The organism is Herbiconiux gentiana (assembly GCF_024978135.1).
GTDB classification, from domain to species: domain Bacteria; phylum Actinomycetota; class Actinomycetes; order Actinomycetales; family Microbacteriaceae; genus Herbiconiux; species Herbiconiux gentiana.
The window spans coordinates 275,559-290,783 of record NZ_JANTEZ010000005.1 but is presented as its reverse complement, the minus strand read 5'-3'; the positions used below and the strand labels follow the sequence as shown (position 1 = coordinate 290,783).

14 protein-coding genes are annotated in these 15,225 nt (G+C 71.8%); 10 read left to right on the top strand and 4 right to left on the bottom strand.

Translation table 11 applies throughout. From position 1 onward, the window contains the following. Positions 1-21 precede the first annotated feature (21 nt). From NVV95_RS14390 to NVV95_RS14375, 4 genes are all read left to right on the top strand, one after another. Complete coding sequence (locus NVV95_RS14390) at positions 22-921, top strand: alpha/beta fold hydrolase (RefSeq protein ID WP_259487241.1); 900 nt, start codon at positions 22-24, stop codon at positions 919-921. Beyond that, positions 914-1,486 carry a TetR/AcrR family transcriptional regulator gene (locus NVV95_RS14385; RefSeq protein ID WP_259487240.1) on the top strand — a complete coding sequence of 191 codons (573 nt, stop codon included), beginning with the start codon at positions 914-916 and terminating at the stop codon, positions 1,484-1,486. Before NVV95_RS14390 ends, NVV95_RS14385 begins: the two co-directional genes overlap by 8 nt. A gap of 109 nt (positions 1,487-1,595) precedes the next feature. Beyond that, positions 1,596-2,381, top strand: coding sequence for a ThuA domain-containing protein (locus tag NVV95_RS14380; protein ID WP_259487239.1), 786 nt, complete (start codon positions 1,596-1,598; stop codon positions 2,379-2,381). After that, a complete protein-coding gene (locus NVV95_RS14375) occupies positions 2,378-3,637 on the top strand; it encodes a Bcr/CflA family efflux MFS transporter (protein ID WP_259487238.1) in 1,260 nt (419 codons plus the stop codon). The genes NVV95_RS14380 and NVV95_RS14375 overlap by 4 nt, the downstream gene beginning before the upstream one ends. Here NVV95_RS14375 and NVV95_RS14370 read toward each other — a convergent pair. Further along, positions 3,634-4,782, bottom strand: a complete 1,149-nt coding sequence (locus NVV95_RS14370; RefSeq protein ID WP_259487237.1) for an ROK family transcriptional regulator — start codon at positions 4,780-4,782, stop codon at positions 3,634-3,636. The genes NVV95_RS14375 and NVV95_RS14370 overlap by 4 nt on opposite strands. Before the next feature lie 174 nt (positions 4,783-4,956). Between NVV95_RS14370 and NVV95_RS14365 the strand changes: the two genes are divergently transcribed. The 6 genes from NVV95_RS14365 to NVV95_RS14340 are packed head-to-tail and all read left to right on the top strand — an operon-like array spanning position 4,957 to position 10,345. Then, positions 4,957-6,012: a substrate-binding domain-containing protein gene (locus NVV95_RS14365; RefSeq protein WP_259487236.1), complete on the top strand. Its 1,056-nt coding sequence runs from the start codon at positions 4,957-4,959 to the stop codon at positions 6,010-6,012. Positions 6,013-6,018: 6 nt separating this feature from the next. Next, entirely contained in the window at positions 6,019-6,999 is a 981-nt protein-coding gene (locus NVV95_RS14360) for an ABC transporter permease (RefSeq protein ID WP_259487235.1), read from the top strand. Continuing rightward, positions 6,996-7,805 carry an ATP-binding cassette domain-containing protein gene (locus NVV95_RS14355; protein WP_259487234.1) on the top strand — a complete coding sequence of 270 codons (810 nt, stop codon included), beginning with the start codon at positions 6,996-6,998 and terminating at the stop codon, positions 7,803-7,805. The genes NVV95_RS14360 and NVV95_RS14355 overlap by 4 nt, the downstream gene beginning before the upstream one ends. Positions 7,806-7,807: 2 nt before the next feature. After that, entirely contained in the window at positions 7,808-8,740 is a 933-nt protein-coding gene (locus tag NVV95_RS14350; RefSeq protein ID WP_259487233.1) for a sugar phosphate isomerase/epimerase family protein, read from the top strand. 14 nt (positions 8,741-8,754) lie between these two features. Next, on the top strand, positions 8,755-9,627 hold the full coding sequence (locus tag NVV95_RS14345) for a sugar phosphate isomerase/epimerase family protein (RefSeq protein WP_259487232.1): 873 nt from the start codon (positions 8,755-8,757) through the stop codon (positions 9,625-9,627). After that, entirely contained in the window at positions 9,614-10,345 is a 732-nt protein-coding gene (locus tag NVV95_RS14340; RefSeq protein ID WP_259487231.1) for a nucleoside/nucleotide kinase family protein, read from the top strand. The genes NVV95_RS14345 and NVV95_RS14340 overlap by 14 nt, the downstream gene beginning before the upstream one ends. Here NVV95_RS14340 and NVV95_RS14335 read toward each other — a convergent pair. The 3 genes from NVV95_RS14335 to NVV95_RS14325 are packed head-to-tail and all read right to left on the bottom strand — an operon-like array spanning position 10,342 to position 15,219. Further along, positions 10,342-12,159 carry a BCCT family transporter gene (locus NVV95_RS14335; RefSeq protein ID WP_259487230.1) on the bottom strand — a complete coding sequence of 606 codons (1,818 nt, stop codon included), beginning with the start codon at positions 12,157-12,159 and terminating at the stop codon, positions 10,342-10,344. The two genes, NVV95_RS14340 and NVV95_RS14335, sit on opposite strands and share 4 nt — an antisense overlap. A gap of 55 nt (positions 12,160-12,214) precedes the next feature. Next, positions 12,215-13,180 carry an aldo/keto reductase gene (locus tag NVV95_RS14330; protein WP_259487229.1) on the bottom strand — a complete coding sequence of 322 codons (966 nt, stop codon included), beginning with the start codon at positions 13,178-13,180 and terminating at the stop codon, positions 12,215-12,217. Beyond that, positions 13,177-15,219, bottom strand: a complete 2,043-nt coding sequence (locus tag NVV95_RS14325) for a beta-galactosidase (protein WP_259487228.1) — start codon at positions 15,217-15,219, stop codon at positions 13,177-13,179. The genes NVV95_RS14330 and NVV95_RS14325 overlap by 4 nt, the downstream gene beginning before the upstream one ends. Positions 15,220-15,225: the final 6 nt, after the last annotated feature.

Sequence of the window (15,225 nt, the reverse complement as noted above, 5' to 3'; positions counted from 1 at the left end):
ATTAGCCATCTGGAGGCAGCCATGACCGAGTTCCTCACCATCGACGGGGGCGCCATCGCCTACGACATGAGCGGCGAGGGGCCTCTGGTCGTGCTGGCGCACGGCATGGGAGACAGCCGGCACTCCTACCGCTTCGTCGTTCCCGCCCTCGTCGCGGCCGGCTACCGGGTGGCGAACGTCGACCTCCGCGGCTGCGGCGAGTCGAGCACCGGCTGGGCGGGCTACAGCCGCACCGACATCGCGGGCGACCTCGTCGCGCTGGTGCGGCACCTCGGCGGTCCCGCCGTGATCGTCGGCCAGTCGATCAGCGGCGGCGCCGCCACCATCGCCGCGGCGAGCGCGCCCGAGCTGGTCGTGGGGCTCGCCGAGCTCGCGCCGTTCACCCGGGCGCAGTCCGTCGACCTCGGCGGTCTCCTCCGCGACAAGCGGCACCGCGCCGGAACGGTGCAGCTGGCGAAGGTGCTGATGTCGGGCAGCCTGAAGGCCTGGCTCGCCTACCTCGATCTCGCGATCCCCACGAAGCCCGTCGACTGGGCGGCGGAGCGCGCCCGCATCGAGACGAGCCTCTCGGTGCCCGAGCGCATGGCGGTGCTCCGGGCCATGGCGAAGACCAGCCCCGCCGACGCCGGTGCCCGCCTCGCCGACGTACGGTGCCGTGTGCTCGTGATCGAGGGCTCGGCCGACCCCGACTGGTCCCGCCCCGAGGCCGAGGGGGAGCGCATCCTCGCCGAGCTGCCCGCCGGGCTCGGCGAGCTCGCGGTCATCGACGGTGCCGGGCACTACCCGCACACCGAGACCCCCGAAGCCGTACTGCAGCTGCTGCTGCCCTTCCTCGCCGCCACGCTCAGCCCCGCCGAGCAGGCCGACCAGGCCGACCGGGCTGGCCGGGCCGACCGTGCCGACCGGGCCGACCGTGCCTAGGGCCGGCCTCGACGCCGCCGTCGTCACCGAGGCGGCGGCCGCCCTGGCCGACGAGATCGGTCTGGGCGGGGTCAGCATGAGCCTGGTGGCCGAGCGGCTCGGCGTGAAGACGCCGTCGCTGTACAAGCACGTCGACGGGCTCGCCTCGCTCACCCACCGCATCGCCGTGCTCGGTGCGAGCGAGGCCGCCGACGTGCTGCGCGACGCGATGCAGGGGGTCTCCGGTCGCGAGGCGCTCGCCGCCGCGGCCCAGGCCTTCCGCGGCTTCGTCACAGCGCACCCCGGGCGCTACGCGGCGACCACCGGCGCCCGCCCGGCCGACGCCGACGACCCTCTGGCGCCGGCCCTCGAGCGCACGCTGACCTCCCTCGAGGCGGTGCTTCGCGGCTACGACCTCGACGACGCCGACCGCATCGACGCGCTCCGGATGCTCCGCAGCGCCCTGCACGGCTTCGCCACCCTCGAGGCGGCCGACGGCTTCCAGCTCGACACCGACGTCGACGCGAGCTTCCGCTGGCTGATCGACTTCGTCGACGGCGGTCTCCGCGCCCGCGCCGCCCGCTGATCCCGCGGCCGAGCCCCCTTGACGAAGGGGTGCGCCGGTGCGATCGTTTAAACGATTCACCTGACGGCCCGGGACGCGGCGCCGGAGTTGTCGAAGGAGACGAGCTCGCGTGACACCCGATCCCGATGCGGCCGTGCTCGACGGGCTGCGGGTGCTCGTGCTCATCGGGGTCGGCGAGCACGGCGATCCGTGGCACGGGCTCGAGGCGACCGGCGGTCGTGCGGGCGAGGTGCTGCGAGGGGCCGGCGCGGCGGTCGAGGTGCTCGGCACCGATCGAGCGGATGCCCTGCCAGGAGCCCTCGCGAGGAGTGACCTGCTCGTGGTCGCCGTCAGCGGGGATCCCGCCCTCCCGCCGCCCGACTCGACGGCGCTCGTCGACGCGATCTGCACGCACGAGGCACGGGGTGGCGGAGTGCTCGGCCTGCACTCCGCCACGCTGGCGTTCGCCGGCGACCCGCGGTGGGCCGAGCTGCTGGGTGGGCGGTGGGTGCCCGGGGTGTCGGGGCATCCGCCCATCGGGGAGGCGCTCGTGCGGCGTGCCCGTGCGCTGCCCGAGCTGGCGGTGCCGGTGCAGCTGCCGGTGCCGGAGTTCGTGGTGCACGACGAGCGGTACAGCGACCTCGAGGTGTCGGGGGAGGTCGAGACGGTGGCGTTCCACACCGAGGGCGGTGTCGAGCATCCGCTCGTCTGGGTGAAGCGCGCGACGGCGAACCCGAGCTCTGCCACCGCGGGCCGGGCGACCGCGGGCCGGGCGACCGCCGGCCAGGCGACCGCGGGCCGGGTGGCCTACGACGCGCTCGGGCACGGCGTGGAGTCGTACGACTCGCCCGAACACCGCCGGCTGCTGGTCGCCCTCGCGCGATGGGCGGTCCCCGCCGCGTCGACCGACGCGTGACCCGCGCGGGGCAGGCGCGGCGCCGGCCGCCGGCGGTGTTCTTCGTGGTGCTGGGGTTCATCCAGGCCATCTGGCCGCTCACCATGGACCTCTACCTCCCCGCGTTCCCGCAGATCGAACGCGACCTGGCGACCGTGCCGTCGCTCGTGCAGGCGACGCTGACGGGGGCGTTCCTCGGCATGGCGGTGGGTCAGCTGGTGGCGGGTCCGCTGTCCGACCGGGTGGGGCGGATGCGCCCACTGATCGGCGCGCTCGTGCTCTACACGGCGGCGACCGTCGGCTGCGCCCTCGCGCCGTCGATCGAGCTGCTGATCGCGCTGCGCGCCGTGCAGGGTGTCGGGGCCGCGGCGTCGTCGGTGATCATCCTGGCCATCGTGCGCGACAGCCGCGAGGGCTCGGGCATGGTGACGCTGCTGGCCCGGCTGCAGATCGTGAACGGAGTCTTCGTCGTGACCGCGCCGGCCCTCGGGGCGCAGCTGCTCGGCCTGACGGACTGGCGCGGACTGATGGGGCTGCTCGTGGCCTACGGGGCGGTGCTGCTCGTGTGCACCTTCGCCGTTCTCGCCCGGCACGAGACCAACCCGCCGGAGCGACGGGCCGAGCGGGCCCGCGAGCGCCCGCACGCCGGAGCCGACTACGCCGCGCTGCTGCACGACCGCCTGTACGTGTCGGTGGTGGTCGCGGGCGCGCTGCAGTGGGCGGCGATGATGGGCTACATGGCGTCGTCGGCTTTCCTGTTCCAGGGCGTCTACGGGCTGACGCCCACGCAGTACGCGATCGTCTTCGGCGGTCATGGGGCGCTGATGATCGTGGGCGCGCAGCTCAGCGCCCGGCTGTCGCGCGGCCGCGACATCCCCAGGCTGGCCCGGCTCGGTGCCACGCTGCTCGCCGCCAGCGCGGTGCTGCTGCTCGCCTCGGTGACCCTCGCGCCGGGGCTCGGGCTGGTGGGGCTGCTGGTGCCGCTGTTCCTGTTCACCACCTCGTTCGGGGTGGTGTCGCCGGCGCTGCAGACCTCCGCGCTCGGGGCGCACGGTGCGCGGGCCGGAACCGCGGCCTCGCTGATCGGGGCGTCGAACATGGTCGCCGGCGCGGTCGGAGCGCCCCTCGTCGGTCTGCTCGGCACCTCGACGGCGATCCCGGCGGCCGCGGTGATGACCGTCTGCGCCGGCGCCTCCGCCGGGGTGCTCTGGCTCGGCACCCGGCCGCGAAGCCAGCCGGTGCGCCCGGGAAGCCAGCCCCTGCGCCCGCGAAGTTAGCCGATACGCTCCAGCAGCTCGTCGATGCGGTCGGTGGCGAAGAGCTGATCGGCCGTGATGATCGCGAGCCCCGTGACCCCGGCGAGCTCGCCGAGCTTCGACACCCGGATGGTGAGGTTGCGCGTCGCCAGCGGCAGCGAGCGCTGATAGACCCGCTCGCGCACCCCCGAGAGCAGTACCTCCCCGCACTCGGCGAGCTGCCCCGAGAGCACGATCGACTCCGGGTTCAGGATGCTCACCAGATCGGCCACGGCGTCACCGAGCACCCGCCCGGCCTGCCGCACGAGCCGGACGGCCTCGATGTCGCCCTGACGCACGAGGGTGACCACGTCGGCGACGTGCTCGACGGACGTGCCCGCGGCGTCGAGGTCGCGCACCAGCGCCCAGCCGCCCGCGTACGCCTCGACGCAGCCCACGTTGCCGCAGCGGCAGCCGAGCGGGGTCGCGGAGTCGGCGAGGGCAGCCCGGGTGTGCCCGATGTCGCCGGCCGCTCCCTCGCTGCCGCGGATGATCTGCCCGTTGAACACCAGCCCAGAGCCGATGCCCGTGCCGACCTTCATGCTGATCAGGTTGTCGTGGCGCAGCGGCCGGGCCTCGGCGACCGCCCGGGAGTTCGCGTCGTTCTCGACGACGACCGGCACCTCGAAGCGGTCGAACCAGCCCGCGATGTCGAAGCGGTCCCACCCGGTCATGATAGGCGGGTTCACCACGCGCCCGGCGGCGAACTCGACCGGGCCGGGCACCCCGATTCCGATCCCCCAGACGAGGTCGCCCTCGATCAGCTCGTCGAAGGCCCGGTCGACCTCGCCGAGCACGCGCTCCGGGCCCTCCCAGACGTCGACCCGCACGGTGCGGTGCCGAAGCGGTGACCCGGCCAGGTCGCAGACCGCGGCGATCAGCCCGGTGGCGCCGATGTCGGCCGTGAGCAGCACACCGCGCGAGCGGTTCAGGGCGAAGCGGCTGGAGGGCCGGCCGCCGGTCGACTCCCCGCCGCCGATCTCGGCGATCAGGCCGGCCGACTCGAGCGCGGCGAGCCGCTGGTTGACCGTCGACCGCGACAGGCCGGAGATGTCGATCACCTCGGTGCGGGAGAGCTCACCGTGCTCACGGAACAGCGCCAACACCTCGCCGACGTGGGTTCGCACATCTTTCACCTTACGCAGAGCTCCATCGCCGAGGTGTCCCGCTGAGGCGGGCTTGTCTTCATTCTATCTACACCTGACCCGAAAGACGGAATCTTTTGGTTTGCAAAAAACCAAAAGGGGGCGTAGTTTCGCAATGACGGCACGTAGTGGTGCCCCGACCCCCCAAGGATCACAATGTTCAGCAAAGACGCAACATGGATGCGCACCGCGCGGATCGCCGTACCCCTCGGCATCGCGGCTCTCGCACTGGCCGGCTGCGCCGGCGGCGACACCGGTTCCGGTTCCGCCACGGGCTCCGGCTCCGGCTCCACCAAGGTCGCCGCGGTCATCAAGGGCCTCGACAACCCCTTCTTCCAGGCCATGGAGTCGGGGATCAAGGACACGGCCGGCACCGACGGTGTCGACGCCACGATCCAGGCCGCCGCCGACGTCGCCGACACCACGGGCCAGGCCGACAAGCTCACCGCCCTCGCCGGCCAGGACTTCGGCTGCTACATCGTCAACCCGATCACCGGCACCAACCTCGTGCAGGCGCTCACCCAGGTCTCGACCTCGGGCAAGACCATCGTCAACATCGACAGCCCGATCGACGCCGACGCCGCGAAGACGGCCAACCTCGACATCGCCACCTACATCGGCACCGACAACGAGGCCGCGGGCGGCAAGGCCGGCGACTTCGTCATGGAGAAGGTGCCCGCCGGCTCCGAGGTCGCCATCATCGGCGGCGTCGCGGGCGACGTCACCTCCGGTGCGCGCGTCGACGGCTTCAAGGCGGCCATCGGCAGCGACCTGGATGTCATCCAGGAGTCGGCCGCCGACTGGAAGCGCGAGGTCGCGCTGACCACCGCCACCGACATCATCGCCGCCAACCCGAACGTCAAGGCCTTCTTCGCCGCCAACGACGACATGGGCCTCGGCATCGTCAAGGCGGTCGAGAACGCCGGGCTGACCGGCCAGATCACCGTGGTGAGCGTCGACGGCAACAAGGACGCCCTCGAGTCGGTGAAGGCCGGCGGTCTCTCGGCGACCGTCGCCCAGTACCCGTACGCCATCGGCTCGCTCGGTCTGCAGGCCTGCGAGGTCGCGGCCTCGGGCGCCGAGCTGCCCAAGGAGATCGAGTCGCCCACGGCGCTGGTGACCAGCACCGAGGCCGACGAGGCGATCAGCGCCTTCCCCCAGCCCTTCGCCCCCTTCGAGAACCCGCTCGAAGCTCTCCTCCCCTCTAAGTAGGCCTTCATGACGACGATCGAACACGTCCGTCCACCACGACTCCAGGCGGTCGGTGCCCAGGTGCGCCAGATCTCGTTCTGGGCCGAGAACGCCGCACCGATCGGGCTCGTCGCCCTGGTGATCGTGTTCTCCGCCCTGAGCCCGACGTTCCTGACACTCGGCAACATCAAGGCGATGCTGGTCGCCGCGGCCATCCTGGTCATCCTGGCGATCGGGCAGTCGTTCGTCATCACCACCGGCGGCATCGACCTCTCCATCTCGGCGACGATGACCTTCGGGGCCATCGGGTTCGGCCTGGCCTTCCAGGCCGGACTCGGCTTCTGGGTCTCGGCGGTGGTGGCCATCGTCGCCGGGCTGCTGATCGGTCTGATCAACGGCCTGCTGATCGCGAAGGGCAAGGTCACCGACTTCATCGCGACGCTCGGAACCCTGTCGGTGGCCACGGGGCTCGCGCTCATCGTGTCCAACGGCAAGCCGATCACGATCAACAGCACCGAGCTGCTGACGCTCACCTCCGGGTCGCTCGGCATCTTCGGCTACCCGATCATCCTGGCCGCGGTCATCGCCGTGCTGGCGTGGTTCTTCATGTTCCGCACCCGCTTCGGCCTGCACGTGCAGGCGGTCGGTGGCAACGAGGAGAGCGCCGTCGCGAACGGCATCTCGGCGACGCGCATCCGGATGGCCGTGTACCTGATCTCCGGCGGTCTCGCCGGCGTGGCGGCCCTGCTGCTGGTCGCCCGGGTCGGCGCCGCCGAACCGGCGATCAACACGCAGTTCCTGCTCAACTCGATCGCCGCGGTCGTGCTCGGCGGCGTGAGCCTCACCGGCGGCAAGGCGAAGATCGTCGGCCCCGTGATCGGCGCCCTGCTGCTCACCGCCCTGACGAACGGGCTCACCCTGCTCGGCGTCTCCCAGTTCTACCAGCCGCTCGCCGTCGGACTCGTCGTGGTCCTGGCCGCTCTCCTGACGAGGTTCCAGAAGAAATGACGACTCCAGACCAGTACAACGAACGCCCCTCGGTGGCCCCGCACACGGGCACCACCGCCACCCGCGACTTCATCCTGCAGGCGACCGGCATCACCAAGTCGTTCGGCGGGGTGCACGCGCTGAAGGGCGCGTCGATGACCATGCGCCGCGGCGAGATCACCGCCCTGATCGGCGACAACGGCGCCGGCAAGTCGACGATGGTGCGCTGCCTGTCCGGCATCCATCGCCCCGACTCGGGCGAGATCCTGCTCGACGGCAAGCCGGTCACGTTCGAGAACCCGAACGCCGCCATCCAGCAGGGCATCGAGACGGTTCAGCAGAACCTCGCCCTCGTGGAAGACCTGACCGTCTGGCAGAACTTCTTCCTCGGCCGCGAGAAGACCCACGGCTTCGGGCCCTTCCGCACCCTCGACCGCAAGCTGATGAAGCAGACGGCCGCCGACCTGCTGAAGAACCTCGCCGTGAACGTGCCGCCCGTCACCAGCAAGGTGCGCCGGCTCTCGGGCGGGCAGCGGCAGGCCGTGGCGATCGCGCGGGCCGCCGGCTGGGGCTCGCAGATCGTGATCATGGACGAGCCGACCGCCGCCCTCGGAGTGCAGGAGACCGCCCGGGTCGAGGGAGTCATCGAGACCCTGCGGGAGTCGGGTGTCGCCGTGCTGCTGATCAGCCACAACTTCGACCAGGTGATGCGCCTGTCCGACCACGTCTGGGTGATGCGCGCCGGCATGGCCGTGGCCGAGCGCCGCTCCGCCGAGACCAGCGGCGACGAGCTCGTGGCCCTGATCACCGGCGCCAAGGCGGCCTGAGCATGGGCGACGACCGCCGCATCCCGTTCCGTCGGGCGGCTCAGGATGCGCGGCTGCCCATCGGGGTCCACGCGGGGCTCTGGGTGTCCGACTGGTCGCCGGCCTCGGCGCGGGCGGCCATCGAGGGCAGTGCCGCCGCCGGCTACCAGCTGATCGAGATCCCGGTTCCGGGCGGAGCGGGCCAGGCCTCGGCCGCCGACACGGTCGCACTGCTCGAGGCGACGGGGCTCGACGCGGTGGTGTCGCTGGCGCTGGATCCGGCCTCCGACATCAACACCGTCGACGCCGCGGTCTCGGCGCGGGGCGAGCGACGGCTGCTCGACGCCGTGGAGTTCGCCCACGCGATCGGTGCGGGCTACGTCGGCGGGGTGACGTACTCGGCCATGACGAAGTACGCGCATCCGGCCACCCCCGCCGACCGCGCCAACTCGCTCGACGTGCTGGAGCGGGTGGCCGCGGTCGCCCGTCAGGCCGACGTGCGGATCGGGCTCGAGTACGTCAACCGCTACGAGAGCAACCTGCTCAACACGGCCGCCCAGACCGCGGAGTTCCTCGACGAGCTGGCGCTGCGGGGGGCGGAGAACCTGCTGCTGCACATCGACACCTACCACGCCAACAGCGAGGAGGTCTCGCTGGCCGCGGCCGTCTCCGACGCCGGCGCGCGGCTCGGGTACCTGCACCTCTCGGAGAGCCACCGCGGCGCCCTCGGCACCGGCTCGCTCGACTGGGCCGGGCTCCTCGAGGCCCTACGCGACTCCGACTACAGCGGACCCCTCACGGTCGAGACGTTCTCGCCCGCCGTGGTCTCGAGCGGCACCCGCGACCAGATCGGCGCCTGGCGGAGCCTCTGGACCGACCCGACCACCACCGCCCGCGAGTCCCTGCGCTTCCTGCGCGACCAGCTCGCCACCACGACACTCATCACCACGAACTGAAGGATCTGAACGACATGACCACCAACACGCTCGGCGTCCACGCACTCGTCTTCTCGGGGGGCACCACGCCCGACGAGGTCGAGTACATCATCGGCGAGACCAAGAAGGCGGGCTTCGACCTGCTGGAGCTGTCGCTGCACGACGCCACGAACCTCGACGTGCCCGCGGCCCGCGCCGCCCTCGAGGCCGCCGGTCTCGGCATCGTCTGCTCCCGCGGTCTCGCCTTCGACGCCGACGTCTCCAGCGACGACCCGGCCAACGTCGCCCGCGGCGCGCAGCTGCTGCACGACTCGCTACAGATCACGCACGGACTCGGGGGCACGCACTTCACCGGTGCGCTCTACAGCGCCCTCGGCAAGTACGGGCACGCGCTCACCACGGCCGGCCGGGCCAACGTCGTGGCGACGCTGAAGGACCTCGCCACGGAGGCGGAGGGCCTCGGCATGACCCTGGGCCTCGAGATCTGCAACCGCTACGAGACCAACGTGATCAACACGGCGGCGGATGCGCTGCGGCTCGCCGACGACATCGGTCACGACAACGTGCTGATCCACCTCGACACGTACCACATGAACATCGAGGAGGACGACCTGGTGCGCCCTGTGCACCTCGTGGGCGACCGCCTCGGCTACGTGCACATCGGGGAGAACCACCGCGGCTACCTCGGCTCGGGGCACCTCGACTTCGGCGCCTTCTTCCACGCGCTGTCGGACATCTCGTACGACGGGCCGATCACCTTCGAGTCGTTCTCGTCGGCCGTGGTCTCGCCGACGCTGTCGAACGATCTGGCGATCTGGCGCAACCTCTGGAACGACGGCCCGGCCCTCGCCGCGCACTCGAACGCCTATCTGAAGAACATCATCGAGGGAACCCGTGTCGCTGCCTGACGACTCGGCCGGGCATCCGCTCGACGGTCTCGCCCGGCGGGCGCTCGCGCTCGTCGGGGCGGGGGCGGACGGATCGGCCACGGACGGATCGGCCCCGGCCGGGCGCGCGGTGCTCGGCATCGCCGGCAGCCCGGGGGCGGGCAAGACCACGCTCGCCCGGGCGCTCGCCGAGCGGGTCAATGCGCTGAGCGTGGCCGACGGCGGGCCGGGGGCGCCGTTCGCGGCCCACGTGCCGATGGACGGCTTCCACCTGGCCGAGTCGACCCTGCGCCGCCTCGGCCGCGCGGAGCGGAAGGGCGCCATCGACACCTTCGACGGCTGGGGCTTCCTGGCCCTGCTCGGGCGGCTGCGCACGGAGACCGGCACGACGATCTACGCCCCCGGCTTCGACCGGGCGATCGAGGAGCCGATCGCCGGCGAGATCGCGATCGAGCCCGAGACGCGGCTCGTCGTGATCGAGGGCAACTACCTGCTCGTCGACGACGGGCCGTGGGCCGAGGTGAAGCCGCTGCTGACGGAGTCGTGGTTCTGCGAGACGCCCGACGAGGTGCGGGTGTCGCGCCTGGTCGTGCGGCACGAGCTCGGCGGCCGCTCGCCCGAGGCCGCGCTGGCCTGGGCCGAGACGGTCGACGGCCGCAACGCGCTGCTGATCGAGTCGACCCGGCCGCGCGCCGACGTCGTGGTCTCGGGCGTGACCGGCGAGATCCTCCCGGCCTAGCGGCGTCCGGCGCCGGTGCCGGGGTCGCGTCCGGCGTCGGCACCGGTCGCCGTCTCGTACCACTCCGTGAGCGCGGGGTCGGCGGTGTCGATGCCCTTGCCGGCGCCCTCATGGGCGGCGACTTCGGTGGCACCGAACACGAAGTCGTCGCCGTGGTCGGCGATGCCGCGCCGCACGCCCTGGGCGATGGCCGCCCGGGCGAAGCGGTGCCGCATCATGTACGGATCAGTGCGGAGCTCCCTGGTCCACGCGACCATGATGCCGATCACGATCAGCGCGAACGGCAGAGCCGACACCACCATGATCGCCTGCAGTCCGGCGAGGGCCGTCTCGCCGCCGGCCAGCAGCAGCGCGAGCGCCGCGGCGCCGAGCAGCAGCCCCCAGGTGATGATCACCCAACGCGAGGGCTCGGGCTTGCCCCGCTGACTCATGGAGCCCATCACGATCGCGGCCGAGTCGGCGCTCGTGACGAAGAAGAGCACGATCGACACCAGGGCCAGCACCGAGATCACGGCGCCGAACGGCAGCTCGCCGAGCACCGCGAAGAGCACGGCCTCCGAGGAACCGGCCGCGCTGATGCCACGGCCCTCCGACTCGAACAGCATGGCCGTTCCGCCGAGGATGCCGAACCAGGCGACGCAGACCGCCGACGGCACCACGATCACGACGGTGACGAACTCCCGCAGGGTGCGACCGCGGGAGATCTTGGCGATGAACAGGCCGACGAACGGGGTCCACGAGATCCACCAGGCCCAGTAGTAGGTGGTCCAGTCCGACATGAAGGCGGCGGCCTCGTCGCCCTGGGCGGCATTGCGGGTGAGCATCGCCCCGAGGTCGGCGGCGAAGGCGGGCAGGCTGCCGGTCAGCACGTTCAGCAGGAACAGCGTCGGGCCGGCGACGAAGACGAACAGGCCGATGATCGCGGCGACGACCATGTTGATGTTCGACAGGGCGCGGATGCCGCGCTTCACGCCCGACACGGCCGAGAGCACGAAGGCGGCGGTGAGGATCGTGACGATGGCGACCAGCGCCCCGTTGCCGAGTGGTCCGATACCGGCGACGAACTCGATGCCGCTGGAGATCTGCAGCGTGCCCATGCCGAGCGTCACCCCGGTGCCGAACAGGGTGACGATGATGGCGAACACGTCGATCACCGCCCCGATCCAGCCCTCGGTGCGATCGCCGAAGATCGGCCGGAAGATCGCCGAGATCAGCGGCGCCCGCCCGCGGCGGTAGGCGGCGTAGGCGATCGCACCGCCCACGAGTGCGTAGAACGACCACGCCATCGGCCCCCAGTGCAGGATCGACTGGGCCAGGGAGTCGAACATCGCGTCACGGCTGCCGGGCTCGGAGTCGAAGCCGGGCGGCACGTCGAGGAAGTACGCCAGCGGCTCGGCCGGCCCCCAGAACAGCAGGCCGATGCCCATGCCGGCCGAGAAGAGCATCGCGATCCAGGAGACGGTCGAGAACTCGGGCGCCTCGTCGTCGGCGCCCAGCCTGATGCCGCCCGTGCGCCCGTAGCCGACCACCAGCATGAACAGGATGCACGCGACCGCCAGCAGCGAGAACAGCCAGCCGAAGTTCGTGGTGACCCAGTCGAGCGAGGCCGCGCCGACCGTGCTGATGCTCTCGGGCGCGACGAAGCCCCACACCACGGTCGCGACGACCAGACCGCCGGCGATGCCGAACACCGTCCAGTTCGTGGTGAACACCCGCGAGGTGCTCTCGACGCCGACGCCGGGGATGAGCGCGGGATGGGTCGCCCTGCGGAGGATCGATCGTCGGGGCGCGCGGGACTGCTCGGTCCTCGTCATATGGGAGACCACCCTAACGGGGGGTATCCGATCCACCCGAATCGAGCGGGAGCCGCTACCAGGCGTAGGCCTCGGGGGCCTGCCCGCCCGGGCCGGGCCAGATGCGGTCGAGCTCCGCGAGCTCGTCGGCGCCGAGGCCGATGTCGAGCGCCGCGATCGCCCCCGTCAGCTGCGCCGCCGTGCGGGGCCCGACGACGGGCGCCGTGACGACCGGCTGGTGCAGCAGCCAGGCGAGCGCGAGCTCGGCCGGGTCGAGGCCGAGGGTGGCCGCGTAGCGCTCGTACTCCTCGATCTGCGGGCGGCGGTCGCCGAGGTCGAGGTCCTTCGACCGCGACCGGTCGGCCTTCTGCAGCACCCCGCCGAGCTGTCCGCTCGCCAGCGGCGACCAGGGCAGCAGGCCGAGGCCGTAGTTCAGTGCCGCCGGCACCACCTCGAGCTCGATCGTGCGCTGGGCCAGGTTGTAGACCGACTGCTCGGTGACGAGGGGCATCCGACGGCTGGCGAGGGCCTGCTCCTGGTACTGCGCGAGGTTCCAGCCCGCGAAGTTCGACGAGCCGAGGTAGACGATCTTGCCCTGCTCGCGCAGGGTGGTGAACGCGTCGAGCACCTCGTCGACGGGCACCGTGCGCTCGATGTGGTGCATCTGCATCAGATCGATGCGGTCGGTGCCGAGGCGCTTCAGCGAGGCATCGACCCCGGCCCGGATGTGCACCGCCGACAGCCCCCGGTCGTTCGGCCCCTCGCCCATCGGCCCCTGCACCTTGGTCGCCACGACGAGCTGGTCGCGCACACCGCGGTCGCGCATCCAGTCGCCGAGCAGGGCTTCGGACTGCCCCGCGTTGTCGCCCCAGGGGCCGCCGCCATAGACGTCGGCGGTGTCGACGAAGGTGATGCCGTTCTCGAGCGCCAGGTCGAGGATCTCGTAGGACGGCTCGCGGCCGATGACCGGCCCGAAGTTCATCGTGCCGAGCGCGATGCGGCTGACGGTGGCGCCGGAGCGGCCGAGGCGGGTGTACTTCATGCGGTGATCCTGTCGTCGGGCGTGCGCACGAGGGCGAACGCGAAGGGGTCGAGGTCGAGCGAGGCGAGGGGCTCGCCGTCGAGGTCGGTGCTGCCGGCCGGCAGCACGACGGTCACGGCGGCGCCGTGGTTGATCACGGTGAGCACGTCGCCGCGGCGGGCGACCTCGACGAAGTCGAGCGGGCGGTCGGTGCCGGCACCCTCGGCGGCACCGGCGTCGCCGGCGTTCTCGGCCACCGAACCGGGCAGCTCAGAGCGGATGCCCGCCCGAGCCAGTGCCGCACCGGTCACCGCGAGCATCCCCTCGTCGTCGGGGATCGTCGCCAGGTACCACGCCCGCCCCGCCCCGCTCTCCAGGGAGGTCAGCGCCGGCGACCCGGGCACCCGCCCGCCGTCGTACCGGGCCAGCACCTCGACGGCCGGGTCGTGCACCGTCAGCTCCTCGGCGAGGAGCTCCCCCCGCAGCGACAGGCCGGAACCCGACACCGCCACCGACGATCCGGCGTCGAGCGCCCCGAACTCGGTGACGCTCACCCCGAGCACCGACCGCAGCGCCACCTGGAACCCGCCCTCGCGGAAGGCGTCCTGCGCATCCACCACGTCGCTGAACGCCGTGACGAGCAGCTGCCCGCCGCCGCGCACGTAGCCGGTGAGGTTCGCGGCCCCCTCGTCGCTCAGCAGGTACTGGTGCGGCAGCACCACGAGCCCGTAGCCCGAGAGGTCGCTCGTGGTCTGCACGATGTCGATCGAGACGTGCCGGCGGTGCAGTGCGGCGTACCAGCGCTGCACGAGCGCGAGGTAGTCGAGCACCACGGGGTGGTCGGGGCTCGAGATGGCCCAGTGGTTCTCCCAGTCGAGCACCAGGGCGACGGATGCGCGGCTCGACCCCGCGCCCGACGGCAGTTCGGGCAGCCCGGCCAGCTCGCCGCCCAGCTGCACGACCTCGCGCCAGGTGCGCGTGTCGGTTCCGGCGTGCGGCAGCATCGCGGAGTGGAACTTCTCGCTGCCCCGCCTCGACTGCCGCCACTGGAAGAACAGGATGCCGTCGGCCCCGTGCCCCACGGCCTGCATCGACAGCGCGGCGAGCTGACCAGGCGCCTTGGGCGCGTTGCTCGGCCGCCAGTTCACGGCGCTCGAGGCCTGCTCCATCAGCAGCCACGGCGTCTCGGGCTTGAGCGACCGCATCAGATCGCGGGTGAACGCGGCCGCGCGGAACGCGGTGGGGTCGTTCGGGTCGGGGTAGCTGTCGTCGCTGATCACGTCGAGCTCCCGGGCCCAGCGCCAGTAGTCGGCCGGGGGGAAGGCTCCCATGAAGTTGGTGGTTACCGGTTGGGTGGCCCCGGCCGCTTTGATGACGTCCCGCTCCATCGTGTAGAGCTCGAGCAGGGTGTCGGAGGTGAAGCGCTTGAAGTCGAGCAGTCCGCCCGGGTTGTGGCTGTACGGGGCTTTCCGCGGCGGCACGATCTCCTCGAACGAGCCGTAGCGCTGCGACCAGAACATGGTGCCCCACGAGGCGTTCAGGGCGTCGACGTCGTCGGCGTAGCGTCGGCGAAGCCAGGCGCGGAATGCCACGGCGGCACTGTCGGAGTAGTCGTAGTGCAGGTGGCAGCCGTACTCGTTGTTGACGTGCCAGAGCACGACGGCGGGGTGGTCCTTGTAGCGCTCGACGAGCTCGGTGACGAGGCGGGCGGCCAGGCGACGGTAGTCGGGCGACGACGGGGCGTAGTTCTGGCGGCTGCCCTGCCAGTACACCGCCCCGTCCTCGTCCTGCGGCCGGATGCCCGGGTAGGCCGTCACGGCCCAGGCCGGCGGCGAGGCGGTGGCGGTGGCGAGGTCGACCGCGATGCCGTTCTCGTGCAGCAGGTCGATCACCCGGTCGAGCCAGTCGAAGTCGAAGGTGTGCTCGTCGGGCTGGATGCGCGACCAGGCGAACACGCCCACGGTCGCCGTCGTGACGCCGGCCTCGCGCATCCGCTCGACGTCGTCGGTCCAGGTGGCCTCGGGCCACTGCTCGGGGTTGTAGTCTCCGCCGTAGTGCATGTCGTC

Excerpts from the sequence above, each read along its gene's own strand:
- NVV95_RS14390 (WP_259487241.1), top strand. The coding sequence starts at position 22 with ATGACCGAGTTCCTCACCATCGACGGGGGCGCCATCGCCTACGACATG.
- NVV95_RS14365 (WP_259487236.1), top strand. The coding sequence starts at position 4,957 with ATGTTCAGCAAAGACGCAACATGGATGCGCACCGCGCGGATCGCCGTA.
- NVV95_RS14360 (WP_259487235.1), top strand. The coding sequence starts at position 6,019 with ATGACGACGATCGAACACGTCCGTCCACCACGACTCCAGGCGGTCGGT.
- NVV95_RS14355 (WP_259487234.1), top strand. The coding sequence starts at position 6,996 with ATGACGACTCCAGACCAGTACAACGAACGCCCCTCGGTGGCCCCGCAC.
- NVV95_RS14350 (WP_259487233.1), top strand. The coding sequence starts at position 7,808 with ATGGGCGACGACCGCCGCATCCCGTTCCGTCGGGCGGCTCAGGATGCG.
- NVV95_RS14345 (WP_259487232.1), top strand. The coding sequence starts at position 8,755 with ATGACCACCAACACGCTCGGCGTCCACGCACTCGTCTTCTCGGGGGGC.
- NVV95_RS14335 (WP_259487230.1), bottom strand. The coding sequence starts at position 12,159 with ATGACGAGGACCGAGCAGTCCCGCGCGCCCCGACGATCGATCCTCCGC.
- NVV95_RS14330 (WP_259487229.1), bottom strand. The coding sequence starts at position 13,180 with ATGAAGTACACCCGCCTCGGCCGCTCCGGCGCCACCGTCAGCCGCATC.
- NVV95_RS14325 (WP_259487228.1), bottom strand. The coding sequence starts at position 15,219 with ATGCACTACGGCGGAGACTACAACCCCGAGCAGTGGCCCGAGGCCACC.